Here is a 25,934-nt window from a genome sequence, read left to right as displayed (position 1 = left end):
GCTCCTCTCGCTGCGTGCGCCGCGCCCCGGCGAGTGGACGCCCTACGAGAAGCGCCGGTCGATCTCGGAGAAGAGCTCGTCCACGGCGTCGGCCTCGTCCACGGTTCGGATGGGCTCGCCCCCCGCGAAGAGCACGGCCCTGCCGCGGCCGCCGGCGAGCCCGATGTCGGCGTCGCGCGCCTCGCCGGGGCCGTTCACCACGCAGCCCATGACGGCGACCGAGATGGGGGCACGCACGTCGGCGAGCCGGCGCTCGACCTCGGCGGCGACGCCCATGAGGTCCCACTGGCAGCGCCCGCAGGTGGGGCAGCTCACCATCTCCGGGCGCAGGCGGCGGAGCCCGACGGCGGAGAGCAGGTCCCAGGCCACGTTGACCTCCTCGACCGGGTCGGCCGTGAGCGAGAGGCGGATGGTGTTTCCGATGCCCTCCATGAGCAGCGCGCCGACAGCGGCGGCGTTCTTGACCGTGCCCTGACGCGCGCCGCCCGCCTCGGTGACGCCAACGTGCAGCGGAACGTCGGGCAGCTCGCGCGACAGGGCGCGGTTGACCTCGACGGTGGTCACCACGCCGTGGGCCTTGGCGGAGAGCACGACGTCGAGAAATCCCCTCGCGCGGAAGTGCTCGACGAACGAGGCCGCCGAGCCCACGAGCTTCTCGACCTGCGTGAGGTCGCCCCTCTCGGCGAAGGCGGGGTCGAGCGAGCCGGCGTTCACGCCGATGCGGATGGGTATCCCCGCCGCGCCCGCCTCGTCGATGACGGCGTCGACGCGCTCCCAGCTGCCGATGTTTCCCGGGTTGACGCGCAGCGCGGAGGCGCCGCGGCGGCACGCCTCGATGGCGAGGCGGTGGTCGAAGTGGATGTCGGCGACGACGGGCAGCTCCGACTCGGCGCACACGCGCCCGAAGGAGTCGAGCGCCGCCGCGTTGGGGACCGCCACGCGCACGATCTCGCAGCCCGCGGCGCGAAGGCGCGCGATCTGGGAGAGCGTCGCGTCGGCGTCCGCGGTGTCGGTCGTGCACATCGACTGCACCGAGACGGGGGCGTCTCCCCCCACGGTGACGTCGCCCACCCTCACGGGACGCGTGAGCTCGCGAGCCACGGGGTTCTTCTCTGCCGTCATGCCAACCACCTACCCGATCACGAAGCGCAGGATGTCGTTTCTGAGCACCACCACGAAGACGAAGACGATGAAAGCCATGCCAAGGAGGTTGAGGAAGTTGAGCGCGCGGACGGACAGCGGCCGGCGGATGACGAGCTGGATGAGCTCGATCAAGATCTTGCCGCCGTCGAAGGGGGGCACCGGGAGCAGGTTCATGAAGCCGAGGGACATGGAGATCACCGCCGCGAACATCATGAGGGTGTAGGCGCCTGACGAGGCGGCCTCGGCGGCCATGGCGGATATGCCCACGATCGAGGAAGACTGGTCGAGGACCTCCATGGTGTGGGCGGGCTGGATGAGCTGGGCCACGTAGCCCGCAACCTGGCCGGCGTAGTCAAGCGTCGCCCCGGCGGCCTCCGGGAGGCTCGGGTAGTAGGTCTCGACCGGGGCGAGGACGCCGATCTCGTCGACCTCCTGGCCCTCGGGCAGGTCGATGGTGACCTCGCGAGCGACTCCGTCGCGCTCGTAGGAGATCGCGAAGTCCTCTCCCCGCTCGAGGCTCGCGCGGACGGCGCCGACGAGCCCCTCCCAGGTGTCGACCGGCTCGCCCGCGACCGAGGTCACGTGGTCGCCGGCGACAAGCCCCGCCTGCTCGGCGAGCGAACCCTGGGAGACGCCCCCGAGCGTGCTCACGTTGGGGACGTAGTCGGTGCCGCGCACCATGAAGGCGCAGGTGACGATGAGAAACGCGAGGACGACGTTGACGAGCGAGCCGGCGACCAGCATTGCGACCCTCTTGAGGAAGCCGACCCCCTGGTAGGTGCGGGAGCGCTCGCGGGCGAGGAACTCCTCCGGAGTCGAGCCGAGCTCGTGGGGCGCCCCGGCCTCGGTGTAGCCGGGAAGGGAGAAGTCGTGGTCGCGGTCGTACTCGGTGAGGCCGCGACCGTCGCGCGAAAGCGTCTCGAAGGCCGCGGGGTAGGTGCTCTGTCCCGGCGTCTCGCCGAGGTCGGGGTCGTAGTAGGGCCTGATCGAGGCCCAGTCGCAGAGCGTGGCGAGAAGCCCGTAGGCTCGGTCCTCGTCGACGCCGAGCTCGCGCGCGACGGCGTCGGCGCGGACGCGCCCGCGCTCCATCACGAGGGCGAGCGCGGGCGCGAGGAGCTCGTCGTCGGCACCCTCCATCCCGCAGATCCTCGTGTAGCCGCCGAGGAGCAGCGGGGTCACGCCGAACTCGGTGCCGACCTTGCGGCTCCTGCGCGAGAGCTTGACGCGGCACGGCAGGCCAAGGAAGAACTCGGTCGCGCGCACGCGGAGCGCGCGGGCGGCGAGGTAGTGACCCCCCTCGTGGACGAACACGAGGACGGAGAGGACAAGGACGCCCCAGAAGACGGCCGAGACGACGTTCGTGACGGTGCTCAAATGCTGACCTCCGCGAGAAGTGCGCGAGCCCGCTCGCGAGCGCGGGCGTCGACCTCGTCAAGCTGCTCTGTGCTCTCTACCCGCTCGACGCTCGTCTCATCCATGACGGCCCCGACGACGCGCTCGATGTCGAGAAAGCCGCACAGACCTTTGCGGAAGCTTGCGTTCGCGACCTCGTTGGCCGCGTTCATGGCACACGGCAGCGTTCCCCCCGCGCGACCGGCCTCCCGCGCCAGGGCGAGGCACCCGAAGGCGGCCTCGTCGGCCTCGCCGAAGGTGAACGGGTCCTCGACGCACCAGTCGACGCGCCGCGCGCTCGCACCCCAGCGCTGGGGGTAGCTGAGCGCGTACTGGATGGGCGCGCGCATGTCCGAGCTGCCGAGCTGCGCCTTCACGACGCCGTCCACGAACTCGACCATGGAGTGGATCTTGCTCTGCCGGTGCACGAGGACCCTGATCGAGTCGACCGGCTGCGCGAAGAGGTGATGGGCCTCGATGACCTCGAGCCCCTTGTTCATGAGGGTGGCGCAGTCGACCGTGATCTTGTCGCCCATCGACCAGGTCGGGTGCGCGAGGGCGTCGGCCGCGCTCACGCGGGCAAGCTCGTCGCGCCCGCGACCGTAGAAGGGACCGCCGGAGCAGGTGAGCCAGATGCGCTCAACGTCCTCGGGGCGCTCGCCGACCAGGCACTGGAAGATGGCGCTGTGCTCGGAGTCGACCGGGACGATCTGCCCGGGGGCCGCGAGCGGCATCATGAGGTCGCCGCCGCAGACGATCGACTCCTTGTTGGCGTAGGCGAGCCGCTTGCCCGCCGAGAGCGCCGCGAAGCCGGCGTGGATGCCGGCAAAGCCGACGAGCGCGTTCACGACGACGTCGACCTCGGGAAGGGTCGCGAGGTCGGTGACCGCCCGCTGCCCGAAGGAGAGCTCGCAGCCATCTGGCAGCTCCGCGAGCGCGGGGTCGGCGGCTCGGCCGGGATCGGCCACGGCCACGTGGGCGCAGCCGAACTCGCGGGCCGCCGCGACGAGCTGGCGGACCGAGGACCTGACGGAGACCGCGACCACCTGGAGGCGGTCGGCGTGACGGCGGCAGACGTCGAGGGTCTGCGTACCGATGGAGCCGGAGCAGCCGAGTACGGCGACGCGCAGGCGCTCCGGAGCCGGGCGCGCGTCGCGGGCAGAGGTTGTCACAGGATGCCTCCAAAGAGCAGCAGGAAGTAGGCGGCCATGCCTCCGAAGAGCATGGAGTCGCTGCGGTCGAGGAGGCCGCCGTGCCCCGGCATGAGGTTGCCGGAGTCCTTGACCCCCACGCCGCGCTTGAGGCGCGACTCGAAGAGGTCGCCGATGACGGCGGCGAAGCCGACGACGAGGCCGCACACGACGGCCCAGGCGACGCTCAGCTCGCTCACCAGCAGCGAGACGACCACCCACACCACGACCGAACCGAGGATGCCGCCGAAGAACCCCTCGACGCTCTTGCTCGGCGAGATGCGGGGCGCAAGCTTGTGGGAGCCGATCGCGGAGCCGACGAGGTAGGCCATCGCGTCGTTGCCCCAGATGGAGAACATGACGCCGAGCGTCAGGATGGCTCCGGCGGGCCCGCCGTCGCACATGCGCACGAGCACGATGCTCGAGAAGGCGAGCGACGTGTAGAGCGGCCCGAAGGCGGTCGCGGCGACGTCGGCGATGTTGGCGCGCGGCGCGAAGACGTACCAGGCGGCGCAGGCCATGAGCAGGACGAAGATGACCAGGGCGCAGGCGAGAAGCCCGTTGGCGTACGCGGCGACCGGGAAGAGCAGCGCGGCGGCGAGGCCGATCGTCTCGTTGGGCATTCGGCCGCCCATGCGGCAGATGCGAAAGAACTCCGAGCAGCACAGCCACGCCTCGGCCGCGATGAGCAGCGTCGTGGTGAGCGGTCCCACGGTCAGGCACAGGAGTGTCAGGGCGGCGTAGATGGCCCCCGAGGTGCTCCGCGTGAGAAGGCGCTCGGCGGAGCTCCTCACTTTCTGGCCCTTGAGGTCTCCCGCGGCGCGCGCGTCCTCCTTCGAGGCGCGCCGGTCCTCAAGCCGCGCGATCTGGCGGTCGAGGCCGGTTCCGCGGGAGTCCTCGCCCCCCGACTCGCCGCGCACGCTCACGAGCTCACCACTCCCCCGAAGCGCCGGGAGCGGCCCTGGAAGGCGGCGACGGCGCGAAGGAAGTCCCAGCGCGAGAAGTCCGGCCAGAGGGTGTCGGTGACGTAGAACTCGGTGTAGGCGAGCTGCCAGAGCAGGTAGTTGGAGAGCCTGAGCTCGCCCGAGGTGCGAATGAGCAGGTCGGGGTCAGGCAGCCCCGCGGTGTAGAGGCGGCTCGCGATGGCGCCCTCGTCGACCTCGTCGACGCCGAGGCGCCCGGCGGCGACCTCGCGGGCGACCTCGCGGGCCGCGCGGGCGATCTCGGAGCGCGAACCGTAGTTGACCGCAAGCGCAAACGTCATGCCGTCGTGGTCTGCGGTCTCGTCGAGCCCCTGGTAGAAGACCTTGCGCGTGCGCTCCGGCAGCGCCTCGAGGTCCCCGAGGAACCGCAGGCGGACGTTCTCCTGGTGAAAGAGCGGCAGCTCCTTGACGAGCGTCGTGGCGAAGAGGTGCATGAGCAGGTCGACCTCGCGCTGGGGCCGCCTCCAGTTCTCGGTCGAGAAGGCGTAGACGGACAGGACGTCGAGCCCGAGCCTGACGCTCGTGGTGACCGCCTCGCGCAGCGAGTCGACGCCTGCGACGTGCCCGCGGGAGCGGTCGAGGCCGCGCGCCTGAGCCCAGCGGCCGTTGCCGTCCATGATGATGGAGACGTGCGACGGGATGCGCCCGAGGTCGACGTCGTCCAGGGCGATGTCGGCGGGGGCGTCTGCGTAGTAGGCCCGAAGCTTGTCCAGGTCCATGCGCACCTAGATCTCCATCACTTCCGCGGTCTTGGCCTTGAGAAGCTCGTCGACCTTGGCGACGTAGGTGTCGGTCAGCTTCTGCACGGCCTTCTTCTCGCGCGCCTGCTCGTCCTCGGAGAGCTCCTCGTCGCGCTCGATGCGGCCGTTTGCGTCGCGGCGGACGTTGCGGACGGCGACGCGCCCCTCCTCCGCCATCTGGCTGCACTCCTTGGCGAGCTCGCGACGGCGCTCCTCGGTGGGCTTGGGGAAGGGCAGGCGGATGCAGACGCCGTCGTTGGACGGGGTGATGCCGAGGTCGGAGCCCTCGATGGCCTTCTCGATGGCGCGCAGGGAGCTCTTGTCCCACGGCTCGACGACGAGCATCGAGGCCTCGGGGACCTTGACGCCGGCGAGCTGCGTGATGGGCGTGGGCTGGCCGTAGTAGTCGACCTTGATCGCGTCGAGGATGTGCGGGTTGGCGCGGCCGGTCCGCACGCGCGCGAAGTTGGCCTTGAGGGCCTCGACGCACTTCTCCATGGACCTCTTTGCCTTGTCGGTGTGCTCGCTCATGTCCTAGTCCTCCTCGACGACGGTGGTTCCTACGTGCTCCCCCCGGACGGCCTTCATGAAGACGCCGGGCTGCTTGATGTCAAAGACCATGATGGGCATCTTGTTGTCGTGGCACAGCGCCGTAGCGGTCGCGTCCATGACCTTGAGGTCGCGGTTGAGGACCTCGCGGTAGCTGATGGTTTCGAAGCGGCGCGCGTCCGGGTTCTTCCTGGGGTCGGCGTCATAGATGCCGTCCACGTTGGTCGCCTTCATCAGGACCTCGGCGTTGATCTCGCAGGCGCGCAGGGCGGCTGCGGTGTCGGTGGTGAAGTAGGGGTTGCCGGTGCCGGCCGCGTAGATGGTGATGCGACCCTTCTCGAGGTGGCGGATGGCGCGGCGACGGATGTAGGGCTCGGCGATCTGGCGCATCTCGATCGCGCTCATGACCCGGCAGTCCATGCCGTTGCGCTCGAAGCAGTCCTGGAGCGAGAGCGAGTTGATGACGGTGGCGAGCATGCCCATGTTGTCGCCCTGGGCGCGGTCCATGCCCGCGGCGGCGCCGGAGAGGCCGCGGAAGATGTTTCCGCCGCCCACGACGATGGCGACCTGCACGCCGGCCTCCCAGACGGGCCTGATCTCCTCGGCGAGGCGCTGGGGCACCGCCGGGTCGATTCCGTACGCCTGGGACCCCATCAGGGCCTCGCCGGAGAGCTTGAGCAGCACGCGTCCGTATTTGATGTCAGACAAGCCGGCCTCTCTTTCCTCGATGCCTGCGAGCGCGATGTCGCGCCCCCTCGTGTTCGTCACGTGATTCTAGCAAAAGCGCGCCCGGGGCCGCGCCCGCGCGGGCGAGCGCCCCCGCTTCGCACACGAACGGGGCCGGCGACTGCTCGCCGGCCCCGCGCGAAGTGCGTTGCTTGTGAGCCTACTCGGTCTCGCCGAAGGCGTAGCGGACGAAGCTCATGACCTCGATGTCGTCACCGAGGGACTTGCCGACGTTCTTCGCGAGCTGGCCGACGGTGACGGAGCTGTCCTTGACGAACTCCTGCTCGGTCAGGACGCTCTCCTTGAAGTACTTCTCGAGGCGACCCTGGGCCATCTTCTCCTGGATGGCCTCGGGCTTGCCGGACTCGGCGGCCTGCGCCTTGTAGATGGAGAGCTCGTGCTCGATGACGTCGGCGGGCACGTCGTCGCGACGGGCGGCGACGGGCGCGGCGGCCACGATCTGCATGGCGACGTCGTGGGCGAAGGACTTGAACTCGTCAGAGGCGGCGGTCTCGGACTTGCCGAGCTTGAAGGTCACGATGTCGGCGAGCTTGCCGCCCAGGTGCACGTAGCTGCCGAGGGCGCCGTCAGCAGCCTCGACACGCTGGAAGCGGGTGATCTTCATGTTCTCGCCGATGACGTGGATCATCTCGGTGAGCTCGGCCTCGACGGTCGACTCGCCCATCGCGCAGGCCTTGAGGGCCTCGAGGTCGGCCGGGTCGTTGTCGGCGACGACCTTGGCGAGGTCGAGGGCGAAGCCGCAGAACTTGGGGTTGGTGCCCACGAAGTCGGTCTCGCAGGTGAGCTCGAGAAGGGCGCCGACCTTGGCGTCGTCGGAGACGTAGGTGGCGATGGTGCCCTCGTTGGTGTCGCGGCCGGCGCGCTTGACGGCCTTGGCGATGCCCATGGTGCGAAGGATGTCGACGGCCTTGTCGATGTCGCCATCTGCCTCGACGAGGGCCTTCTTGCACTCCATCATCGGGGAGTCGGTCATCTCGCGGAGCTGCTTGACGAGGGCGGCGGTAACCTGAGCCATTATCTTCTCCTCTACTCGTGTCGTGCGGTGGCTGGACTACTCGGCAGCCGGGGCCTCGGCCTCGGCGGCGGGCTCGGCCTCGGTGGTGGCGGCCATCTCCTCGGCGGTGATCTGCTCCTTGCCGGTGCCGGCGAGGATGGCGTCGGCGGCGAGCTCGCACATCAGCGAGACGGAGCGGATGGCGTCGTCGTTGGCGGGCACGCCGTAATCGATCACGTCGGGGTCGGAGTTGGTGTCGAGCAGGCCCACGACCGGGATGTGCAGGCGGTTGGCCTCGCGGACGCCGATCTCCTCGCGCTTGGTGTCAACGACGAAGATGGCCTGCGGCAGGGAGGTCATGGTGCGGGCGCCGCCGAGGTTGGCCTGCAGCTTGGCGAGCTCCTTGGTGAGGACCGCCTGCTCCTTCTTGGGCAGCAGCGCCATGCGGCCGTCCTCGACCATGGCCTCGAGCTCCTCCATGCGGCTGATGCGGGCGCGGATCGTCACGAAGTTGGTGAGCATGCCGCCGAGCCAGCGCTGGTTGATGTAGGGCATGCCGCAGCGCTCGGCCTGGGCGGCGACGGCCTCCTGGGCCTGCTTCTTGGTGCCCACGAAGAGCACGGTGCCACCCTTGGCGGCCGTCTCCTTGAGGAAGGTGTAGGCGCGGTCGGCGCCGATCATGGTCTGCTTGAGGTCGAGGATATAGATGCCGTTGCGCTCGCCGAAGATGTAGGACTTCATCTTGGGGTTCCAGCGGCGGGTCTGGTGACCGTAGTGGCAGCCGGCGTCGAGCAGGGTCTGGATGGTGATCTTAGCCATGGTAACCTCCTGTGGTTGGTCCTCCGCGCGAGGTCATCCCCTATGCGCCACCCCCTAGCTGGCTAACCAGGGGGCACCACGGCGCACGAGTCGTCGCGCGTGTGTGATGGTGCCGCGCGGGCGCGCGACATGCCGTGCTTGTGCACAACGCTCGAGAGTATAGCGGCTCGCGGGGCCGCTGTCGAGCGCAAACGCAACCTCCACGAGTGCCTACGCCCGCGGGTGGGCGCCCTCCGCCGCTCGGCGCAGCCGCTCGACGGACAGGTGCGTGTAGACCTGCGTCGTGGAGAGGCTCTCGTGGCCGAGGAGCTCCTGGACGCTCCTGAGGTCCGCGCCCCCGTCGAGGAGCTCAGTCGCGAAGGCGTGGCGCATCGCGTGCGGCGTCGTCGCCGGGTCGAGCCCGGCCTCGGTCACCCTTCTCTCGAACGCCGTGCGCAGCGCGTCGGCCGACATGCGCCGGCCGCGCGTGGAGAGGAAGAGCGCCTCGGTCGGATCCTTGGCGCGGGCGAGAAGGACGGGGCGGGACTCGTCAAGGTAGCGGCGCAGCCAGCCGAGCGCCGTCTCGTAGAGCGGGACGATGCGCTCCTTGGAGCCCTTGCCGAACAGGCTCGCCTGACCCTGGGCGAGGTCGAGGTCGGAGACGTCGAGCCGCGACACCTCCGACACGCGCGCGCCGCTCGCGTAGAGCAGCTCGAGAAACGCGCGGTCGCGCAGGTCGACGGGGCAGCCGTCACCAACCGAGCCGAGCAGGCGGTCGACCTCGGCATCGCTCGGCGCTCGCGGGAGCGTCCTGGCGAGCTTCGGGCTCGCCACCACGGAGGCGGCCTCGTCCTCGCACGCCCCCTCCCTCACGAGCCAGCGGTAGAGCCCCCTCAGCGCGGAGAGCCGGCGGTTCAGCGTGCGGGGGACGTAGCCCGCGCGGGCGAGCTCGGCGAGGTAGCCCCTGAGCTCGCGGTGGGTGGGCGCGAGCGGGCGGACGCCGCGCCGGCGCACCCACGAAACGTAGGAGGCGAGGTCCGCCCGGTAGGAGCGCACGGTGTTGTCCGAGAGCCCGCGCACCTCGAGCAGGTACCGGCAGTAGCGCTCGACGAGCCCCTCGAACTCCGCGAGGGCGTCCTCGCGGCCCCCGCTCACGGCCTCGCGCCCCCGTCCGGGAACAGGTCGCGTCGGGCCGCGAGGTAGCGGCGAAGGTCCTCGCGGGCGCGCGCGGCGAGCGCGGCGCGCTTCTCGGCCTTGCCCCTCGGGGGGTCGGCCAGCGGGGGGACGAGGCCGTAGTTGACGTGCATGGGCTGGTAGTCCCTGGTCTGCGGGTCCGTTGCGTAGGCGACGAGGGAGCCGAGCGCGCCCGTCGCGGGCAGCGCGACGGGCTCGGCGCCGACGAGCTCGGCGTAGGTGTTGAGCGCGGCGAGCAGCCCGGAGGCGATCGCCTCGACGTAGCCCTCGGTCCCCGTGATCTGCCCCGCGAGGCGCGCCTGCGTGCCGGGGATCTTGAAGGTCGCGTCGAGCGCGTGGGGCGCGTCGACGAAGCTGTTCCTGTGCATGACGCCGTAGCGGAGGAACTCCGCCCCGCCGAGCCCCGGGATCATGCGGAAGACGCGCCGCTGCTCGGGCCAGGTCAGGTTGGTCTGGAAGCCCACCAGGTTGTAGGCGCTGCGCGCGGCGTTCTCGGCGCGAAGCTGCACGGCCGCCCACGGCCGCCGCCCCGTCCTAGGGTCCGTGAGGCCGACGGGCTTCATCGCGCCGAAGCGCAGGGAGTCGTGCCCGGTCCTTCCCACCTCCTCGACGGGCTGGCAGGCGCAGAAGAGGTCGGCCTGCTCGAACTCGCGGGCCACGACGCGCTCGGCGCCGAGGAGCGCCTCCATGAACGCGTCGTACTCCTCGCGCCCCATCGGGCAGTTGAGGTAGTCTCCGCCCCCCTCGCCCCCGTAGCGGGACTGCTCGAACACGACGTCGCGGTCGAGCGTGTCCGCGTCGACGATGGGTGCGGCGGCGTCGAAGAAGCTCATCCTCGAGCCACCCACGGCCCCGGAGATTGCGTCGAACAGCTCGTCGGCGCACAGTGGGCCGGCTGCGATGACGCACGGGCCCTCGGGGATCCGCGTGACGCGCTCGCGCACGAGCTCGATCAGGGGCTCCTCCCCCACAAGGCGCCCCACCTCCGCGGAGAAGGCGTCCCGGTCGACCGCGAGGGCGCCGCCGGCGGGCACGGCGCTGCTCCTGGCGCAGGCGAGCAGGGAGCATCCCATGAGGTCGAGCTCGTCCTTGAGCAGCCCCGCGGCCGTCTCGGGCTTGGTCGACTTGAGCGAGTTCGAGCAGACGAGCTCCGCGAGCGCGCCGGTATGATGCGCGGGCGAGGGGTGGCCCGGGCGCTGCTCGTAGAGACGGACGGCGACCCCCCTGCGCGCGAGCTGCAGCGCGCACTCGCATCCGGCGAGGCCTCCCCCGACGACGCTCACGACCTGCCCCATGCACCTCTCCCCTCCCGGCGCCGCGCGCCGACCTCTTCACGTACCCCTATTCTGCCCCAAGACGTAGGCGCGCGTGGCGCAGTATCTCCCGTCGGGCAGGCGCTCCGCGAGCCCGCGGGCCTCGAAGTCGGTCAGGGTCCTGAGGACGGTCAGCACGCTTTCCCCCAGGCGCGCGGCCAGCTCGTCGGGCCGGGAGGGGGAGGCCACGAGGGCGGACATGACCGGCCCCATCTCCTTGCGCTCGCCCTCCCGCGAGAAGCGGGCGACCCCGTAGTCGAGCGAGATCGCCAGGGCGAGGGAGTGCTCGTCGGCGATCACGCGGGCACCCTCGGCGATCAGCCGGTTCGTTCCCACAGAGCCTGGGGAGAAGATGGACCCGGGGATCCCGTAGACGATCCTTCCGAGCTCGGACGCCACGTCCGCGGTCGACATGGTCCCCGAGCGCACGCCCGCCTCGGTCACGACGAGCACCTCGGAGAGGGCCGCTATGACGGCGTTTCTCTTCGGGAAGGCCCATCGCCGAGGCCCAGCCCCCCAGCGCTCCATCGACACGACCGCGCCACCGCCCGAGACCGCCCCCTCGAAGAGGTCCCTCGATCCCTGCGGGTATACGACGTCGGCCCCGCACCCCGAGACCACCACCGTCCTCCCGCCCGAGGCGAGCGCGGCCATGCCGGCGGCGCGGTCACACCCCATGGCACCTCCGGAGACGACCGTGACTCCGCACTCGGCCGCGACGCGGGCGGCCATCTCGGCGACCGCCTCCCCGTAGGGCGTCGCCCTCCGGGCGCCGACGATCGAGATGCACGGCCCGAGGAGCGCCCCGGGGTCTCCCCTGCCGAAGAGGCGCTCCGGTGGGCTGGGGAGGTCCTCGAGCGCGGAGGGCCACCCCCGTGCCCCGCGCTCCATGACCCAGTCACCACGCGATGAACCCATGACTTCCTCCCTACCCCATGCCGCGCGACCTGAAGCCGAGCGCCTCCACGACGTCATCCTCGCTCACGCGCTCGTGTCCGGCGAGGTCGGCTATGGTGCGCGCGACGCGGCTCACCCTCACGATGGCGCGCCCGCCGAGGGCGAGCCCCTCGGCAAGGCTCTCGAAGGTCGCCTGCGCCCGCGGGTCGAGGCGGGCAGACTCGAGCGCCCCGCGCGCTGACCGCCCGTCACGGCGCTCCCTCCAGCCCCTGAACTCGCGTGCGGCCTCGACCTGCTCCGCGAGCTCCCTCGACCCCACGCCGGACTGGCCGCGGATGACCTTCGCGGTGGACGGCCTGGCCACGTCCACCACGACGTCGATGCGGTCCAGGAGGGGGCCGCCGACGCGGCTTTGGTAGGCGGCGACCTTCGCCGGCGGGCACGTGCACTCGTGCCCCGGGTCGCCGAGGTGGCCGCACGGGCAGGGGTTGGCCGCGGCGACGAGCTGAAAGTCGCACGGGAACGTGTGGACCCCGTCGACGCGCACGATCCTCACCTCATGGTCCTCGAGCGGCTGCCTGAGCGCCTGAAGCGCGCCGCGCGCGAACTCGGGAAGCTCGTCGAGGAAGAGGACGCCCTCGTGCGCGAGCGAAATCTCCCCCGGCGTGACCGGTCGCCCGCCCCCGACGAGTCCACCGAGGGAGATGGAGTGGTGAGGAGCCCGAAAGGGCCTCCTGCCGCAGGCGAGCTGCCCGGCGTCCTGCCCGGCGACCGAGTAGACGAGAAGAGCCTGCGCCTGCTCCTCCTCGCTGAGCGGGGGCAAGATCGTGGGCAGCCTGCGCGCGAGCATCGTCTTTCCCGATCCCGGCGGGCCTACCATGAGCAGCCCGTGTCGCCCCGCGGCCGCTATCGTCATGGCGCGCTTGGCGAGCTCCTGGTCGACGACGTCGGCGAAGTCGAGCTCGGTCGCCGGTTCCGTCGCAGGGGCGGGCGCGAGGGAGCCGAGCTGTGGCAGGGCCCCCAGGCCCAGACGAAGCTCGCCGAGATCGACGAGCGCCCTGGAACCCTCCGCCCAGGCTCCCGCGAGGGGGCTCTCGGCAGAGGTCACGAGCGTGAGGTCGCTCTCGCGCGCAAGCATCGCGTAGGCCATGTCCCCCCTGACGGGGCAGACCGTCCCGTCGAGGGCGAGCTCCCCGAGGAAGAGGGCGCCCTCGGCGACGGACGGCGGGAGCTGGCCGGTCGCGACGAGGATGGCGACGGCGATGGCGAGGTCGTAGCCCGTGCCCGTCTTTCGGCGCTCGCCGGGGGCAAGGTTGATCGTCACGTGGAGCCGGGGCAGCTCGAACCCGCAGGCGCGCAGGGCGCACCGCACGCGCGAGCGCGCCTCGAGCACGGCGGAGTCGGGCATGCCGACCACGTCGAGCCCCGGGATGCCCCCAGAGGTGCTCACCTCGACGTTGACGAGGCTCGCCGTGACCCCGCGCAGCGAGGCCGCGAGCGTGACTGCGGACCCGCCGTCCATCACATGCCCCCGCAGAAGGCGTTGCTGATGTGGCGCAGGTGCGCGTGCCCGTCGCCTGTCGCGGTAATGGCGATGACGTCAAAGCGGACCGAGCCGACCTCGGGGTGCGCCTGCCCGTAGACCCCCGCCAGCCTCACGTATCTGCGCGCCTTCTCGTCGTCGACGGCGAGCTCAGGCATGGGGTCGGGCGCCCCCTGGGGGCAGCTCCTCGTCTTGACCTCGACGAGCGCGAGCTGCCCGTCCGGGTCGCGAGCCACGATGTCGACCTCGCCGAGCTGGCAGCGCCAGTTCCTCTCGACCACCTCCCAGCCGCGGCGCTCGAGCGACCTCACCGCGGCGTCCTCGCCGCGCGACCCGAGCTCGCGGGCCCCGCCCGCGCCCGGGTCGCCCCAGGTCTCGGCCTGGGACGGCGCAATCTGCCAGCTACCCTGCGTTCCCACTGTCGTCTCCATGTCTGCCTCCACTTCCTTGTGGTCAGCAGAGCATGGCAGGCGAGGCTTGCACGAGGCTTACGGCTGGCTTGCGGCTATCTTCCGCGCAGCTTCGCCCTCAAGGCGGGCGGCATACCGCGCCGCAGCTCAAGGGGCTCGCCCGCAGCGGGACGTGGCCGGTGCGTCAAAAACGGGGGCTCAGAACAGGCGCGCGGTCTCGAGAAAGTTTCCACAGAACGAGACGCGGTGGATGGGCGTGAGCCCCCGCTCGCGTATGGCGGCGATGTGCTCTGCGGACCCGTATCCCTTCGACTCCGCGAGGTGGTAGCCGGGGTACTCCTCGTCGTAGGCGACCATGAGCGCGTCTCGGGTGACCTTCGCCACGATCGAGGCGGCGGCGATCGAGGCGACGCGGGCGTCGCCCTTTACGAGACAGCGCTCCGCTGGGTGCGCGTGGACGGGGTTGCCGTCGATGAGCACGCAGTCCGGGTCGAGCCCGGTGTCGCCCACCGCGCGCGCCATGGCCTGCCTGAGCGACAGCGCCATGCCGAGGGCGTCGATCGAGGCGGGCTCCACGTGCGCGATGCCGATGGCGAGCGCCACGTCTGCGATCTGCGCGGCGAGGGCCTCGCGTCGGGAGGGGGTGAGCTGCTTGGAGTCGTTGAGCCCCCAGACGATCGGGCTGGCGGGGAGCCGCACGGCGGCAACCGTCAGCGGCCCCGCCAGCGCACCGCGGCCGACCTCGTCCACGCCGACGACGACGCCATCCCCGCCGAGCTCGCGCTCGAGCGCGTACATCGCCTCGACGCGGTCCCGCTCGGCCTCCTCGCGCTCGATGCGGCGACGCGCGACCTCCACGGCACGCATGACCTGCTTGCGCGGGTCCTCGCGGTAGCGCTCGACGAGCTCGCGCGCCTCATCGAGTGGGGCGTCGGAGAGCATCCCGACGACCTCTCGGGCGGTCGCGGGACGTGAGATGACGGACATGGCTGCCTCCATACAAAGAGAGCCGCCCCCTGCGCGGGGGCGGCTCGACAAAAACGTGGTGCGATTGCCTAGTCGCGCTTCTCGCGAATGCGGGCGGCCTTGCCGACGCGGTCGCGGAGGTAGTAGAGCTTGGCGCGACGGACGTCACCGTGACGGACGACGTCGAGCTTGGCGATCTTGGGGCTGTGCAGCGGGAAGGTGCGCTCGACGCCCACGGAGAAGCTGATCTTGCGGACGGTGAAGGTCTCGCGGGCACCGGCGCCGCTCATGCGGATGACGTCGCCCTCGAAGACCTGCTCGCGGGTGCGGTCGCCCTCGACGATGCGGTAGTGCACCTTGACGTGGTCGCCAACGCGGACGGCGGGGATGTCCTCGCGGATCTGCTGGCGCTCGATTGCGCGAATGTAGTCCATGCTCTTTCCTTGTCTCTAGAGGTGCCGCCGCACGTGAGCGACACATAGGTTTACACACAGCGGATGATTATAGGGCACGCGGGGCGCGCGGACAAGAACCACACAACCACATTTTTACAGGCACAGCCCGACCGTGACGCCGGCCTCCGTGCTCGCGAGCGCCGTCGTCGACGGGTAGCCGCTTGCCATGACCTGGTAGAAGTAGCTCGCATCCTCCCCCGTGAAGCTGTAGGGGTATGACGTTCGGTACCACCACGCCACGTCCGCGCCCGCCCAGTCGAGCGCGAGCACGTGTCCGGGGTCGGACGAGCCGCTCACCCCGGCGTCGGCGAAGTAGGCGTACTGCTCCCCCTCCGCCGCGAGGATGTCGTCGTAGACGGAGAAGTCGACGTAGCCGGTGTAGGCGTTGGGCTCCTCGCCGTACTCCTGCGCAAACCAGCCGGGGGCCCCGCAGACCTCGGAGGCGGAGAAGAGCCACAGCCGGTCCGAGGTCTGGGTGACCGCGGCGGCGTCCGAGCTCACGCCGGCGTTGTTCGTCGACTTGCTCACGGCAACGACCGCGTCGGCGAGGGCGTCTGGCAGCAGCGCCGAGCCCTCGGTATCGAGCCACGCCCTGAGCTCGCTCGCCTCCCAGCCCCCCGCGTTGGTGTCGGTCGTGTTCATGGGGCGCACCGCGATCGGGGACGCCATGAGGGTGAGGCCGGCGACCCCCGAGCCGTCCGCACGCTCGTCGGCGCGCACCCCCACGACGGTGAGGGTCGCCTGCCGGCCGTCGTCGAACGCAAGCGGTCTCGTGGCCCCCACGCCGACGCCGTACTCCTCCGCCAGGGCGGCACCCTCCTCGTCGCTCGTCGCCGCGGCGACGAGCCGCGCCACCTCGGCGAGCTCCTCCCAGCTGTACTCCGAGAAGGGCTTCGGCTCGACCTCGGCCCCTTCGGACGCGATCGTCGCGGGGACGGGGGCGCCTCCGGACGAGACGAGCCAGAGCAGCCCCGCGCCGAGAGCGACGAGCGCAAGCCCAAGAACGACGGCCACCGCCGTCAGACAACCGCCCCCGCGCCTCTCCACGTCGTCTCCCCTCGTTGCCTCCGGAAAGACACATTCTACCCGCAATGCGCCGCGCATGTCGTGACGTGCGCGTTTGTGACCCCCCGTAGCTTTCTGGCGGGATTGTCCGGCTCGTTCTCCCTAGCGGGCGCGCCAGGACTTGGGGATCTTGAGGTCCTCGTAGAGACGCACGGCGTAGCGGTCCGTCATCCCCGAGACGAAGTCGGCAACCTGCACGTCGGGCGCGTCGTCGTGGAGGCGGTACTCGGAGGGGACCTCGTCGACGTGTGACACGAAGTGGTCGAAGAGCTCCTCGAGCATTGCGTACGCCTTGGGCTCCTCCCACTTGGCGTCACCGTGCGAGTAGAGGTTGTCGAAGAGAAACGAGCGCATCGCCATCATGGCACTCCAGACCGGCTCGGACATCCCCACGTCGCCCCTCTGGGCACTTCTCGTCACCACGTCGTGAACCATGGTCTCGATGCGCTCCGACGAGCTCGCGCCGAGGACCGCGCGCGGGCCTGCGGGCAGGTCGCGCTCGCTGAGCAGCCCCGCCCGCTCGGCGTCGTCGATGTCGTGACAGACGTAGGCGATCCGGTCGGCGAGGGCGACGACGCGGCCCTCGGGCGTGGCGGCCCTGAGCGAGCCGGTGTGGCATCGGATCCCGTCGACGACCTCGCGCGTGAGGTTGAGGCCGCGACCGTCACGCTCGAGCAGCTCCACTATCCGGGCGCCCTGCTCGTTGTGGCGGAACAGCCGCTTCGAGGCGGGGTCGTCCGGGTCGAGCCCGCGGTAGCGCGCGATGGCGTGGCTGAGGGCGCGCTCCCCGACGTGCCCGAAGGGGGTGTGCCCGAGGTCGTGGCCGAGCGCAACCGCCTCGGTCAGGTCCTCGTTGAGCCCCAGGGGCCGCGCGATGGAGCGGGCGACCTGGGCGACCTCGAGCGTGTGGATGAGCCGCGTCCGGTAGTGGTCCCCCTCGGGGGCGAGAAACACCTGGGTCTTGTGGGCGAGGCGGCGGAAGCTCTTGCTGTGCAGGATGCGGTCCCTGTCGCACTGGAAGCAGGTGCGCAGGCGGTCGGGCTCCTCTCGCACGCGCCGTCCCGCGCTCGCGTCGGCGAAGGTCGCGTCCTCGGAGAGTCGCTCGCGCTCGGCGCGCTCGAGGTCTTCCCTGGTCTTGAGCCTCATGTCCACTCCTCGATAAAGAAGAGGGGGAAGGGCACAAGGCCCCTCCCCCGTCATGACACGCTGGTCTCGAAGAGCCCTACTTCTCGAGCTTCTTCGCGCCGCCGTTGGCCTCCATCTTGGCCTGGGCAGCCGCGAGGCGCGCGATGGGCACGCGGTACGGCGAGCAGGACACGTAGTCGAGGCCGAGGTCGTAGTACATGTGGATGGACTCGGGGTCGCCGCCGGTCTCGCCGCAGACGCCGCAGACGATGTCCGGGTTGCCCTTGTGGCCACCCTCGACGCCCATCTCGACGAGCTTGGCGACGCCCTTGTCGAGCGTGGCGAACGGGTTCGTCTTGACGATCTTCTTGTCGAGGTAGAGCGGCATGAAGGCAGCCTCGACGTCGTCACGCGAGAAGCCAAGGCCCATCTGGGTGAGGTCGTTGGTGCCGAAGGAGAAGAAGTCGGCGTGCTTGGCGATGTCCTCGCTCATGACGGCCGCGCGCGGAATCTCGATCATGGTGCCGACCGGGATGTCGAGCTCGACGCCGTACTCCTCGGCCGTGGCCTTGATGTTCTCCTCGACGGTCTCGCGGACGAGGGCGAGCTCCTCCTCGAAGGCCACGAGCGGAATCATGATCTCCGGCTTGGGGTCGAGGCCCTGCTTCTTGAGCTCGGCGGTGGCGGAGGCGATGGCCTTCACCTGCATGACGTTGAGCTCGGGGTAGACCAGGCCGAGGCGGCAGCCACGCAGGCCGAGCATCGGGTTGGCCTCCTGGAAGGAGTCGAGCTTGGCGAGAAGGGCCTTCTTCTCGGCGACGTCGGCGCCGGCGGCCTCGTCCTTGGCGATCTCGACGTCGAGGTCGCGCGGGGACTCGAGGAACTCGTGCAGGGGCGGATCGAGCAGGCGCACGATGACGGGCATGCCGTCCATGGCCTTGAACATCTCGAGGAAGTCGCCCTTCTGGGCCGCGCCGAGCTTCTCGACGGCGTCGGCCTTGACGGCATCGTCGTCGGCGAGGATGAAGTTCTGGATGAGCTGCTTGCGCTCACCGAGGAACATGTGTTCGGTGCGGCACAGGCCGATGCCGGAGGCGCCGTTGTCCTTGGAGAGCTGGGCGTCGGCGGGGTTGTCGGCGTTGGCGCGCACGCCGATCACGCGACCGCGGTCGGCGTCGAGGCGAATCTCGTCGGCCCACTCGAGGATGGTCTGGAGGTCGCCGCCGAGCTCGGGGCGAACCAGGGGCACCTCGCCGAGGATGACGTCGCCGGTGGTGCCGTCGATGGAGATGATGTCGCCCTCGTGGAGCACGACGTCGGTGCCGGCGACGGCGCAGACCTTGTTGACCGCGTCGATCTGCAGGGCGTCGACGCCGCAGACGCACGGCGCGCCCATGCCGCGGGCGATGACGGCGGCATGCGAGGTCTTGCCGCCGTGGGAGGTCAGAATGCCCTCGGCCGCGACCATGCCGTGCAGGTCGTCGGGCGTGGTCTCCCAGCGGACCAGGATGCAGGGCTTGCCGGCCTCGGCGTAGGCCTCGGCGTCTGCGGAGGAGAAGACCACGGCGCCCACGGCCGCGCCCGGGGAGGCGTTGAGGCCCTTGGCGAGCACCTCGTACTTGACGGAGGTGTCGAACTGCGGGTGCAGGAGCTGGTCGAGCTGCTCGGGGGCAACGCGGGAGACGGCCTGCTCCTTGGTGATGCGGCCCTCGTTGTACATCTGGATGGCGACCTTCAGGGCGGACAGCGCCGTGCGCTTGCCCACGCGGGTCTGGAGCATCCAGAGCTTGCCCTGCTCGATGGTGAACTCGAGGTCCATCATGTCGGCGTAGTGGTCCTCGAGGATCTCGAAGACGTGGAAGAGCTCCTTGCCCGCCTCCTCGAGGCCGGGGACCTTGGGCAGGTCGGCGATCGGCTCGGTGTTGCGGATGCCGGCCACGACGTCCTCGCCCTGGGCGTTGACGAGGAAGTCGCCGTAGCGCTCGTTGGTGCCGTCGGCGGGGTTGCGCGTGAAGGCGACGCCGGTGGCGGAGGTGTTGCCCTTGTTGCCGAAGGCCATGACCTGGACGTTCACGGCCGTGCCGAGCTCGTCGGGGATCTTGTTCTGCTTGCGGTAGAGGATGGCGCGGTCAGTGTTCCAGGAGCCGAAGACGGCCTGCTCGGCCAGGCGCAGCTGGAGCAGCGGGTCGTGCGGGAAGGCGACCTTGCCGTCAACGACGACCTCGGGGTACTTCTCGGTGTCGACGTTGTCGGCGAAGATCTTCTTGAAGGTCTCGACGAGGTCCTTGAGGTCGTCGGCGTCCAGCTCGGTGTCGAGCTTGACGCCCTTCTCGGCCTTCTTGGCGGAGATGGCGTCCTCGAAGAGCTGGCCGGAGACGCCCATGACGACGTCGGAGAACATCTGGATGAAGCGGCGGTAGGAGTCGTAGGCGAAGCGCGGGTTCTCGGTCTGCTTGATGAGGCCCTGGACGGAGTCGTCGTTCAGGCCGAGGTTGAGGACGGTGTCCATCATGCCGGGCATGGAGAACGGGGCGCCGGAGCGCACGGAGACGAGCAGCGGGTCCTCGGAGTCGCCGAGCTTCTTGCCCATGCGCTCCTCGAGGTCCTTGCGGTACTCGTCGATCTCGTCGAGGACGCCCTCAGGCCACACGTTGCCGGCGCTGGAGTAGGCGACGCAGGTCTGGCACGTGATGGTGAAGCCGGGAGGGACGGGCAGGCCGATGTTGGCCATCTCGGCGAGGTTGGCGCCCTTGCCGCCCGTGATCCACTTGGCCTGGTCGACGGACTCGCCGGCGACCTCGGTCACGTTGTTGCCGTTGGCGTCGAAGCCGAAGCGGTATACGTGCTTTTCTGCCATGTTTTCCCCTTGCTTTCTCTGGGACCGGACGCGCCCGGGGGGCGCGCACTTACTGCAGGCCGCCGGGCATGCCCCGCGGCCTCAGGAAATGGTAGCAACGCGCCCGCGGGAGACTGGCTGTTTTCGGTCACCTGTCACAGCTTGGGGGTAAGCGGCGGCTCGAGACAAAATATGGGGTCGAGCCATGCAGCCCGACCCCAGAGGTAGTAACATGGGTTGCGATTTGGCCTTACTTGGCCGCCTCATCCTTGTACAGAGCGCCGATCTCGCGCGTGGGCTCCTCGCCCGTGAGCGTGGAGATGACCGTCACCGCAGGGCCGAGCAGGTCGATCGAGGGGATGCCCCTGCGGTCGAGCTCGCGACGGATCTCGCGACGGAGGATGCCGTCGGCAAACGTGTGGAACACCGCGCACGGGCGGCTGGCGTCGTAGTGCTCGTCGAAGTAGGCGCGCACCGTGTCGACGTCCTTGACGTTGGAGAGTCGCTGGATTTCGACCGAGCCGTCGCCGAACTGGGCGGCGGCGGCCATGACGACGGTGTTGGCGGTCTCGCCGCGCGCGTCGGAAAGTACGTAGATGAGCGGGACGACGTGTCCGAAGATGTCGTCGTCGAGATCGAGCTTGGCCATCACGAGTCCTCCTGTACCTCTTCCGGCTTCACAGGGCTTACGCCTTCTCCACCCTACCCTACTTCTTGCTACTTCTTGCGCGAGAGCGCGCCGACGTCGGCAACCCCCACGAAGACTTCAACGAAGCGGTTGAGCAGCCTGAGGCGGTTCTCCCTTACCGCAGTATCCTCGTCCATGACAAGTACGTCGTCGAAGAATCGGTCGATGGGGGCCTTCAGTTCGGCAAGTGCGGAGATGGCGCCGGAGAAGTCACGCTCGGCGAGCGCGTCGCGCACGCGGGAGCGGCCGCGGTCGCACGCGTCGAGAAGGGAGCGCTCCGCGTCGCCGAGCAGGCCGGCGTCGACGTCGGTGCCGAGGGAGGCGTCGGCGAGGTGCGCGGCGCGGGCGTAGGCCTGGGCGAGGTCCTCGAAGAGCTCGCGGCGCTCGGAGCGCGCGTCCTCGAGCGCGTGGGCGCGGTCGAGGAACTCGGCGGGGTCGACGACGCCCACGGCGCTCACGGCCTCGACGGTGTCGGGAGAGACGCCCTCGTCGCGGGCGATCGAGGCAAGGCGCCCCTGGAAGAAGGAGCGGACGCCCTCGAGCGTCGCGGCGCGGTCGAAGGCGAGGCCCTGGGCCTCGTAGGCGTCGAGGGCGGCACCGATGAGCTCGTCGAGGGCGCCGGCGGGCGCGAGGCGCAGCATCGCGATGACGCCGATGGCGCTCCTGCGAACGGCGAAGGGGTCGGAGGAGCCGGTGGGCGGCTGCTCGATGGCGAACATGCCGCAGATGGTGTCGAGCTTGTCGGCCACGGCGACGGCCACGCCGACGGGGCCGGCGGGCGGCTCGTCTCCCGCGAAGCGCGGGCGGTACTGGTCGCGGATCGCCTCGCAGACCTCGTCGGGCTCGCCCGCGGCAGCGGCGTAGTAGCCGCCCATCACGCCCTGCTGGCTCGTGAACTCGACGACGGCCTGGGTGACGAGGTCGGCCTTGGCAAGCCTCGCCGCGCGAGCCGCCATGGCGGCTCGCCCCTCGTCGAGCAGCAGGGAGCGGCTCGCCACGACGGGCGCCACGCGCTCCATGCGCTCTGCCTTCTGCAGGACGGTGCCGAGCCTCTCCTGGAAGGTGACCTCGCCGAGCTTGGGCAGGTAGGCCTCGAGCGGGCGCTTGAGGTCCTCCTCGTAGAAGAACTTGGCGTCGTCGAGGCGGGCGCGCACCACGCACTCGTTGCCCTCGATCACACGCCCGGCGTTCTCGGGACGCGTGTTGGAGACGACCACGAACTCGCGCGTGAGGTTGCCCTCGGCGTCGTAGATCGGGAAGTAGCGCTGGTTGGAGAGCATCGACTCGCAGATGATCTCGTGCGGCACGGCGAGGAACTCCTCGTCGAAGGTGCCCACGAGCACGCTCGGCCACTCGGTGAGGTTGACGACCTCGTCGAGCACGCGCTTGGGCGTGTCGACGTGCGCGCCGCCCCGCTCGGCCTCCACGCGGGCGATCCCCTCGGCGATGACCTCGCGGCGACGGTCCTCGGTGAGGACCCCGGCGGACTCGAGCACGGCCTCGTAGGCGGCCGGCTCGCTCACGACGTGCTCGCCCGGGCCCAGGACGCGGTGCCCGCGGGTGGTGTTCCCGCTCGTAACGTCGGCGTAGCGCACCGGAACGACCTCGCTGCCGAGAAGGGCGCAGATCCAGCGGATGGGCCTCACGAAGGTCTGGTGCTCGCCGCCCCAGCGCTGGCTGCGGTAGTTGGGCCACTCGAGCGAGGCGATCACGCGCTCGGAGAGGCTCGAGAGGATCGGCATGGCCGGCGCGGCGGCCACGCTGCGCTCGGCGAAGACGTACTCGCGGCCGTCGGTGTCGACGCGGCGCACGAGGTCGGAGGCGCTCGCGCCGAACTTGCGCGCGAACCCCTCGGCGGCCTTGGTCGGGGCGCCGGACTCGTCGAAGGCGATCGAGGCGGCCGGGCCGCGTCTCACCTCGTGGATCTCCTCGGTCTGGCAGGCGACGTCGGAGACGATGGCCGCCAGGCGACGCGGGGAGGAGACGACGCGGACCGCGCCGTGGGCGAGGCCGGCCTCGTCGAGGCCCCGCTCGACGAGCGGGCCAAGCTGCTTGACGGCGTTGATCAGCGGGGCTGAGGGCATCTCCTCGCAGCCGATCTCGAGCAGGAAGTCACGGGTCTCGGCCATCTAGGCCACCTCCCCCTTCTCGGCGGCGTCGGCGCGGCCGGCGACCTCGGCGAGGTACGCCTCGCAGCAGGCCTTGGCGACGGCGCGGACGCGCAGGATGTAGTTGGCGCGCTCGACGGCGGAGAGGGCCCCGCGCGCGTCGAGCAGGTTGAAGGCGTGGGAGCACTTCATGACGCAGTCGTAGGCGGGCAGCGGCAGGTGCGCCTCGAGGCACGAGTGGCACTCCCGCTCGTAGTCGTCGAACTTCGCCCGCATCATCTCGACGTTGGCGACCTCGAAGTTGTAGGCGGAGAACTCGCGCTCGTTCTCGAGGAAGACGTCGCCATAGGTCATGGGGGTGCCGTCGGGCAGGTAGCTCCAGACGAGGTCGTAGACGCTCGTCACGCCCTGGATGTACATGGCGATGCGCTCGAGGCCATAGGTGATCTCCACCGGAACCGGGTCGACCTCGATGCCGCCCACCTGCTGGAAGTAGGTGAACTGCGTGACCTCCTGGCCGTCGAGCCAGACCTCCCAGCCCAGGCCCCATGCGCCGAGCGTCGGGCTCTCCCAGTCGTCCTCCACGAAACGAACGTCGTGCAGGTCGGGGTCGAGGCCGATGGCCTCGAGGGAGCCGAGGTAGAGGTCCTGCGAGTCGGCCGGGGAGGGCTTGAGGAGCACCTGGAACTGGTAGTAGTGCTGCAGGCGGTTGGGGTTCTCGCCGTAGCGGCCGTCGGCGGGGCGACGGCAGGGCTGCGGGTAGCAGGTGCGCCAGGCGCCGGGCCCGAGCGAGCGCAGGGTGGTCGCCGTGTGGAACGTGCCGGCGCCGACCTCGGAGTCGTAGGGCTGCATGACGGTGCAGCCCTGGCCCGCCCAGTAGCGCTCGAGCGCGAGGATCATGTCCTGGAATGTAAGCACCTTTTCGGTCATGGTCGTCCTTCTCTCGTAACCGGGGCGCCTAGAGCGCTCTGACGTCCCAGATCGGCCAGTAGATGAAGCGTGCCCTCGATGTTACGTCATCGACGCTCACGGGGCCGAAGTAGCGCGAGTCCTTCGAGTTGGTGCGGTTGTCCCCCATCACCCAGACCGTTCCCTCGGGGACCACGTAGGGGTAGGTGATGCCCTCGGAGCCGGCGAGGTCGGAGAGGGACTCGGTGGGTCGCCCGCCCACGTATGGCTCGTCGAGGGCCTCCCCGTCCACGTACACGACCCCGTCGCGCAGGTCGATGGTCTGCCCGCCCACGGCGATCACGCGCTTGACGAGCGTCTCCCCCTCCTCGAGGGGGCTGTCGAAGGTCACGATGTCGCCGGGGTTGGGGTCGTCGAAGGCAAGCGAGACGCGCTCGCCGAGCAGCAGGTCCCCCTCGTGGATGGTGTCGAGCATCGATCCCGAGGGGACGTAGTAGACGCCGAAGACGAAGGTCCTGAGCAGAAACGCGCCCACCAGGCCGAGCACGACGGCGCCCAGGATCCAGAACCTCGGCGCCACGTGGCGCTCCACGCGCCACGTCACGGGCTCGCCCCCGCGCAGGTGACGTGCCATCCTAGTCCCCCTCTCCCCGCTCCGCGAGCTCGAGCGCCCGCGCGCGCTCCTCCGCAGTCAGGTCCGCCGACTCAATGAGGTCGGGGCGCCAGCGGGCCGTGCGCTCGATTGCGCTGGCGCGCCTCCACGCGTCGACGCGCGCGTGGTCTCCGCTGAGAAGCACCTCGGGCACGTCCATGCCGCGGTAGCTCGCGGGCCGGGTGTACTGCGCGTACTCGAGCAGGCCGGCGGCCGAGAACGACTCGTCCACCGCGCTCATCTCGTCGCCGAGCGCGCCGGGCAGCAGCCGGACAACCGAGTCCATGACCACGAGCGCGGCAAGCTCGCCTCCCGTGAGGACGTAGTCGCCGATGGACAGGACGTCGTCGGCGAGCGAGTAGACGCGCTCGTCGGTCCCCTCGTAGCGCCCGCAGACGAACAGCAGGCGCTCGTGCCGCGAGAGCCGCTCGGCGGTGCGCTGGCAGAAGCGCTCCCCGCACGGCGAGAAGAACACCACGTGCGGCCTGGCCGGGGGCCGGGAGCACAGGTCGTCGAGCGCCTCGAAGATGGGCTCGGGCTTCATGAGCATGCCCTGCCCCCCGCCGAACGGCGCGTCGTCGACCGTGCGATGGCGGTCGTGCGTCCAGTCGCGCAGGTCGTGCGCCTCGAAGGAGAAGACGCCCGAGCGCTGGGCGCGCCCCATGATCGAGGCGCCCATGTAGGGTCCGAAGAGCTCGGGGAAGACCGAGAGGGTCTCGAGGATCATCGTCACCTCGCCTCCCAGGAGAGCCCGCGCGGGACGCGCACGCTCACGGCCCCCTCATCGGGGACGTTGTCGACGACCTCGGGAATCACCGGCAGGAGCACCTCGCCCGCCGGCCCGCGCACGACCCAGACGTCGTTGGCAGGCCCGGTCAGGACCTCGGCGATCGCCCCCCTCGTGCCACGCTCGTCAACGACCTCGCGCCCGACGAGGCGCTCGCGGTCGTGGAGGGCGAGGTCGGCAGGAAGGTCCGCCACGGAGGCGAGGAGGTATCGACCGACGAGGTCCTCGGCCTCCCCGAGGCTCGTCACGCCGCTCAGGGCCACGAGGTCGCCCGAGCGGCCGCCCGAGGAGCACGACGAGACGACGTGCCAGCGCGAGCCGGACGCGGACGGGGGCACGACGGCCACCTCGAGGCCCTCGTGCACAAGAGAGGGAAGGCCGTGGACGGGAACCGTCACGACCTCCCCTCTTCTCCCGTGCGGCTTCTCCACACGGGCTATGCAGCGATAC

The 25,934-nt window shown here is 70.3% G+C and carries 25 protein-coding genes; all 25 read right to left on the bottom strand.

Annotation, left to right across the window (positions count from 1 at the left end; translation table 11 throughout):
- Positions 1–42: 42 nt before the first annotated feature.
- The 25 genes from ispG to B5F23_RS00370 all read right to left on the bottom strand — a co-directional run bounded on the left by ispG (position 43) and on the right by B5F23_RS00370 (position 25,882).
- On the bottom strand, positions 43–1,122 hold the full coding sequence (gene ispG, locus B5F23_RS00490) for a flavodoxin-dependent (E)-4-hydroxy-3-methylbut-2-enyl-diphosphate synthase (protein ID WP_087350302.1): 1,080 nt from the start codon (positions 1,120–1,122) through the stop codon (positions 43–45).
- 9 nt (positions 1,123–1,131) lie between these two features.
- Positions 1,132–2,517: a site-2 protease family protein gene (locus B5F23_RS00485; protein WP_087350299.1), complete on the bottom strand. Its 1,386-nt coding sequence runs from the start codon at positions 2,515–2,517 to the stop codon at positions 1,132–1,134.
- The gene (gene dxr / locus B5F23_RS00480; protein ID WP_087350296.1) at positions 2,514–3,707 is read right to left on the bottom strand and encodes a 1-deoxy-D-xylulose-5-phosphate reductoisomerase; all 1,194 of its coding nucleotides are present in this window, start codon (positions 3,705–3,707) and stop codon (positions 2,514–2,516) included. Before dxr ends, B5F23_RS00485 begins: the two co-directional genes overlap by 4 nt.
- Positions 3,704–4,651 carry a phosphatidate cytidylyltransferase gene (locus B5F23_RS00475; RefSeq protein WP_087350293.1) on the bottom strand — a complete coding sequence of 316 codons (948 nt, stop codon included), beginning with the start codon at positions 4,649–4,651 and terminating at the stop codon, positions 3,704–3,706. The genes dxr and B5F23_RS00475 overlap by 4 nt, the downstream gene beginning before the upstream one ends.
- A complete protein-coding gene (locus B5F23_RS00470) occupies positions 4,648–5,427 on the bottom strand; it encodes an isoprenyl transferase (RefSeq protein WP_087351333.1) in 780 nt (259 codons plus the stop codon). The genes B5F23_RS00475 and B5F23_RS00470 overlap by 4 nt, the downstream gene beginning before the upstream one ends.
- 6 nt (positions 5,428–5,433) lie before the next feature.
- The gene (frr, locus tag B5F23_RS00465) at positions 5,434–5,979 is read right to left on the bottom strand and encodes a ribosome recycling factor (RefSeq protein WP_087350290.1); all 546 of its coding nucleotides are present in this window, start codon (positions 5,977–5,979) and stop codon (positions 5,434–5,436) included.
- 3 nt (positions 5,980–5,982) lie between these two features.
- Positions 5,983–6,705, bottom strand: coding sequence for a UMP kinase (gene pyrH, locus B5F23_RS00460; RefSeq protein ID WP_087350286.1), 723 nt, complete (start codon positions 6,703–6,705; stop codon positions 5,983–5,985).
- Between the two features lie 178 nt (positions 6,706–6,883).
- Positions 6,884–7,759 carry a translation elongation factor Ts gene (gene tsf / locus B5F23_RS00455; protein WP_087350282.1) on the bottom strand — a complete coding sequence of 292 codons (876 nt, stop codon included), beginning with the start codon at positions 7,757–7,759 and terminating at the stop codon, positions 6,884–6,886.
- Positions 7,760–7,795: 36 nt separating this feature from the next.
- Complete coding sequence (gene rpsB, locus B5F23_RS00450; RefSeq protein ID WP_087350278.1) at positions 7,796–8,557, bottom strand: 30S ribosomal protein S2; 762 nt, start codon at positions 8,555–8,557, stop codon at positions 7,796–7,798.
- Positions 8,558–8,767: 210 nt separating this feature from the next.
- A complete protein-coding gene (locus B5F23_RS00445) occupies positions 8,768–9,691 on the bottom strand; it encodes a tyrosine recombinase (protein ID WP_087350275.1) in 924 nt (307 codons plus the stop codon).
- Positions 9,688–11,025, bottom strand: a complete 1,338-nt coding sequence (gene trmFO, locus B5F23_RS00440; protein WP_087350272.1) for a methylenetetrahydrofolate--tRNA-(uracil(54)-C(5))-methyltransferase (FADH(2)-oxidizing) TrmFO — start codon at positions 11,023–11,025, stop codon at positions 9,688–9,690. Before trmFO ends, B5F23_RS00445 begins: the two co-directional genes overlap by 4 nt.
- 36 nt (positions 11,026–11,061) lie before the next feature.
- Positions 11,062–11,961, bottom strand: coding sequence for a DNA-processing protein DprA (locus B5F23_RS00435; protein ID WP_087350269.1), 900 nt, complete (start codon positions 11,959–11,961; stop codon positions 11,062–11,064).
- A 10-nt stretch (positions 11,962–11,971) separates the two neighbouring features.
- Entirely contained in the window at positions 11,972–13,462 is a 1,491-nt protein-coding gene (locus tag B5F23_RS00430) for a YifB family Mg chelatase-like AAA ATPase (protein ID WP_087350266.1), read from the bottom strand.
- Positions 13,462–13,914, bottom strand: coding sequence for a YraN family protein (locus B5F23_RS00425; protein WP_087350263.1), 453 nt, complete (start codon positions 13,912–13,914; stop codon positions 13,462–13,464). The genes B5F23_RS00430 and B5F23_RS00425 overlap by 1 nt, the downstream gene beginning before the upstream one ends.
- A gap of 177 nt (positions 13,915–14,091) precedes the next feature.
- Entirely contained in the window at positions 14,092–14,880 is a 789-nt protein-coding gene (locus tag B5F23_RS00420; protein ID WP_087350260.1) for a ribonuclease HII, read from the bottom strand.
- Between the two features lie 68 nt (positions 14,881–14,948).
- Complete coding sequence (gene rplS / locus B5F23_RS00415; protein ID WP_087350257.1) at positions 14,949–15,293, bottom strand: 50S ribosomal protein L19; 345 nt, start codon at positions 15,291–15,293, stop codon at positions 14,949–14,951.
- A gap of 114 nt (positions 15,294–15,407) precedes the next feature.
- The gene (locus tag B5F23_RS09650; protein WP_158096082.1) at positions 15,408–16,361 is read right to left on the bottom strand and encodes a DUF6273 domain-containing protein; all 954 of its coding nucleotides are present in this window, start codon (positions 16,359–16,361) and stop codon (positions 15,408–15,410) included.
- Positions 16,362–16,481: 120 nt separating this feature from the next.
- The gene (locus tag B5F23_RS00405; protein WP_087350254.1) at positions 16,482–17,525 is read right to left on the bottom strand and encodes a deoxyguanosinetriphosphate triphosphohydrolase; all 1,044 of its coding nucleotides are present in this window, start codon (positions 17,523–17,525) and stop codon (positions 16,482–16,484) included.
- Positions 17,526–17,601: 76 nt separating this feature from the next.
- Positions 17,602–20,361 (bottom strand): pyruvate, phosphate dikinase, encoded by a 2,760-nt coding sequence (gene ppdK, locus B5F23_RS00400; protein ID WP_087350251.1) that lies wholly within the window; start codon positions 20,359–20,361, stop codon positions 17,602–17,604.
- A 229-nt stretch (positions 20,362–20,590) separates the two neighbouring features.
- Positions 20,591–20,989: a kinase/pyrophosphorylase gene (locus B5F23_RS00395; RefSeq protein WP_087350249.1), complete on the bottom strand. Its 399-nt coding sequence runs from the start codon at positions 20,987–20,989 to the stop codon at positions 20,591–20,593.
- A 68-nt stretch (positions 20,990–21,057) separates the two neighbouring features.
- The gene (gene glyS, locus B5F23_RS00390; protein WP_087350247.1) at positions 21,058–23,157 is read right to left on the bottom strand and encodes a glycine--tRNA ligase subunit beta; all 2,100 of its coding nucleotides are present in this window, start codon (positions 23,155–23,157) and stop codon (positions 21,058–21,060) included.
- Positions 23,158–24,066, bottom strand: a complete 909-nt coding sequence (locus B5F23_RS00385; protein ID WP_087350244.1) for a glycine--tRNA ligase subunit alpha — start codon at positions 24,064–24,066, stop codon at positions 23,158–23,160.
- A 28-nt stretch (positions 24,067–24,094) separates the two neighbouring features.
- On the bottom strand, positions 24,095–24,679 hold the full coding sequence (gene lepB / locus B5F23_RS00380; protein ID WP_087350241.1) for a signal peptidase I: 585 nt from the start codon (positions 24,677–24,679) through the stop codon (positions 24,095–24,097).
- Position 24,680: 1 nt separating this feature from the next.
- Positions 24,681–25,424, bottom strand: coding sequence for a tRNA (guanosine(37)-N1)-methyltransferase TrmD (trmD, locus tag B5F23_RS00375; protein WP_087350237.1), 744 nt, complete (start codon positions 25,422–25,424; stop codon positions 24,681–24,683).
- A gap of 2 nt (positions 25,425–25,426) precedes the next feature.
- Positions 25,427–25,882 (bottom strand): ribosome maturation factor RimM, encoded by a 456-nt coding sequence (locus B5F23_RS00370; protein ID WP_241145750.1) that lies wholly within the window; start codon positions 25,880–25,882, stop codon positions 25,427–25,429.
- Positions 25,883–25,934: the final 52 nt, after the last annotated feature.

This window comes from Olsenella sp. An188 (assembly GCF_002160255.1).
GTDB classification, from domain to species: Bacteria; Actinomycetota; Coriobacteriia; order Coriobacteriales; family Atopobiaceae; genus Thermophilibacter; species Thermophilibacter avistercoris.
The sequence above is the reverse complement of the archived record's forward strand: the minus strand, read 5'-3'. Positions and strand labels throughout refer to the sequence as shown.